The sequence below is a fragment of the Roseovarius sp. MBR-79 genome (assembly GCF_053628555.1).
Genome location: NZ_JBRJGP010000061.1, coordinates 1 through 3155, shown reverse-complemented (window position 1 = coordinate 3155; position 3155 = coordinate 1). Strand labels below are relative to the sequence as shown.

Sequence of the window (3155 nt, the reverse complement as noted above, 5' to 3'; positions counted from 1 at the left end):
GTGCTTTGGAAACAGCTCTGCTTTCAGCCATCAGAATAATTCCTTATTCATTATCTTAATCAAAGATAAGCAAATCACGATAAGAAAGCAAAAGAAACATGACGCATCGCACCATTCTGACCGAGCGCCAGCGTTCGGCACTTTTTGACCTCCCCACTGATGAAGCGGCGATGCTGCGTCACTACACCTTGGCAGACGAAGATCTCGAAATGATCCGTGTCCGCCGTGGCCCTCACAATCGTTTTGGCTTCGCACTGCAACTTTGCGCTTTGCGATACCCCGGTCGGTTGCTGGCACCAGGCGAGAATATTCCGTTGGAGGTCACACGCTTTTTAGCAGCGCAGCTTGGGCTGCAGCCAGATGATCTGATCGACTACGGCGCACGCGAAGAAACCCGCCGCGACCACTTGATAACCTTACGTGGGGTTTACGGCTATCGGATGTTTTCCGGTCGTGGTGCGCGTGATCTGAAAGACTGGCTTGAACGAGAGGCAGAGACCGCTCGTTCCAATGAAGACCTTGCCCGGCGGTTTATTGAGGAATGCCGACGCACCCAGACAGTCCTGCCCGGCGTGTCTGTCATCGAACGGCTTTGCGCTGACGCCCTTGTCGCGGCCGAGCGCCGGATTGAAAGCCGGATCGCTGACCGGTTGGATGAGACGATGAAGGGTCGGTTGGATGACCTGCTAACGGAAATGGTTGATGGCACTGTCAGCCGGTTCATCTGGCTTCGGCAATTCGAGGTCGGCAAAAACTCGGCAGGGGCAAGCCGCCTTCTGGATCGCTTGGAGTTTCTACAGAGGATGGGGTTATCGTTCGATGTTCTGGATGGTTTGCCGCCCCACCGAGTTACGCAGCTGCGCCGTCAGGGCGAACGGTATTTTGCCGATGGCCTACGAGACATCACCAGCAACCGGCGTCTTGCCATTCTGGCGGTCTGCGCGGTGGAATGGCACGCGGGGATTGCCGATGCGGTGGTCGAGACCCATGACCGGATTGTAGGCAAGACCTGGCAGGATGCGAAGAGGTTGTGCGATGCGCGCATCGCAGATGCTAAATCCACTCTGTATGACACGCTTAGCTCCTTCAAAAATCTGGGCGCTGCCCTTCTGGAAGCCAAGGGGGATGAGGCCTCTCTTGATGCCGCAACCGAAACGTCCTGTGGGTGGCTTGAGCTTGAAGGCCTTGTGGCAGCCGCTGCCGAACTGACGAGCACGATGTCCGCTGACCCTATCGCCCATGTCGTGCAGGGATATCATCGGTTCCGGCGATACGCCCCGCGCATGCTGCGGGCGCTTGATATCCACGGGGCCACTGTGGCGGTGCCTTTGATGCAAGCGGCACAGGTCGTGGCTGATGACCGGAATGGCAAATCCCAGTCCACCAGCTTCCTACGGCGTGGTTCCAAGTGGCACCGCCACCTTAATGCTCAAGCGGTCGATGATCACCGGCTCTGGGAGGTGGCCGTTCTGTCCCATCTCCGCGAAGCGTTTCGATCGGGCGATATCTGGCTGGCCCATTCACGTCGCTATGCTGATCTGAAACAGGCCTTGGTTCCGGTTGAAGCAGCACAGGCGACGCCCAGATTGATAGTTCCGTTTGATCCGGAAAGCTGGCTTGAAGACCGCAAGGCGCGGCTGACAGATGGGCTGGACCGTTTGGCCAAGGCGGCGAGGTCAGGCACCATCCCCGGCGGCTCCATCGAAAACGGCATCCTGAAAATCGACCGGCTGACCTCAGCGGTGCCAGAGGCGGCAGAGGCCCTGGTTCTCGACCTCTATGACCGTCTGCCTGCTGTGCGCATCACCGATCTGCTGCTGGAAGTCGACAATGCGACCGGCTTCACGGACGCCTTCACGAACGTGCGCACCGGTTCACCCTGCAAAGATCGCATCGGGTTGTTGAACGTGTTGTTGGCCGAGGGCCTGAACCTTGGGCTGAGCAAGATGGCCGAGGCCACCGACACTCACGACTACCTGCAACTGTCGCGATTGTCCCGTTGGCACATCGAAAGCGATGCCATCAACCGGGCGCTTGCCACGGTGATCAATGCACAAGCAAACCTACCCATGGCCAAATACTGGGGTGGCAGCGTTACCGCGTCCAGTGACGGGCAATTCTTCCCGGCGGCCCGGCAGGGTGAAGCGATGAACCTCATCAACGCGAAATATGGCTCCGAGCCAGGATTGAAGGCATATACGCACGTCTCGGATCAGTTTGGCCCCTTCGCAACCCAGAACATCCCGGCCACTGTGAGCGAGGCGCCCTACATCCTCGACGGGCTGTTGATGAACGAAACGGGCCGTAAGATCAAAGAGCAGTATGCAGACACCGGCGGCTTCACCGACCATGTCTTTGCCGTCACTTCGCTGCTGGCCTTCCGATTCATTCCACGTATACGGGATTTGCCTTCGAAACGGCTTTACCTCTTCGATCCGACCGCAGCGCCGAAGGAGTTGCGCGGCTTGATCGGCGGCAAGATCAGAGAGGGTCTCATCGTCCAGAATTGGCCGGATATCCTGCGGGCCGTGGCCACGATGGCGGCGGGCATCATGCCGCCCAGTCAGTTGCTCAAGAAGTTTGCGGCCTATCCACGCCAGCACGAGCTTGCACTTGCCCTGCGTGAAATAGGTCGCATCGAGCGCACGCTTTTCATCATCGATTGGCTGCTTGATGCTGACATGCAGCGCCGCGCCCAGGTCGGTCTCAACAAGGGCGAGGCCCATCATGCCCTCAAAAATGCACTGCGCATCGGTCGCCAGGGCGAAATCCGTGACCGAACCCCTGAGGGGCAGCACTACCGCATGGCCGGGCTGAACCTGCTCGCGGCAATAATCATCTACTGGAACACCAAGCATCTCGGGCAGGCAGTCGCCGCGCGAAAACGCGCCGGATTTGACGGCCCTCCAGAGCTTCTGGCCCATATCTCACCCCTTGGATGGGCACACATCCTTCTCACAGGCGAATACAGATGGAAAAATCTGTGAGCGGTGCGCTTAACGTACTATTCTGCACCCAGCCGGAATCTACCCCGGTGAGGATAGTACGATGCGCCATGTTCCTTTTGCTTTCTACATATGGTTTGCGTATTGATGATTAAGATACTGAATAGGGAATTGTTCGGATGGCTGAAAGCGCGTCGTTTTCCAGATCGT

The 3155-nt window shown here is 57.9% G+C and carries 1 protein-coding gene; it reads left to right on the top strand.

Annotated features, from left to right (window positions below):
* The first annotated feature begins 98 nt into the window (after window positions 1-98).
* Window positions 99-2987 (top strand): Tn3 family transposase, encoded by a 2889-nt coding sequence (locus ACSSV8_RS20010; protein ID WP_454283652.1) that lies wholly within the window; start codon window positions 99-101, stop codon window positions 2985-2987.
* The last annotated feature ends 168 nt before the right edge of the window (window positions 2988-3155 follow it).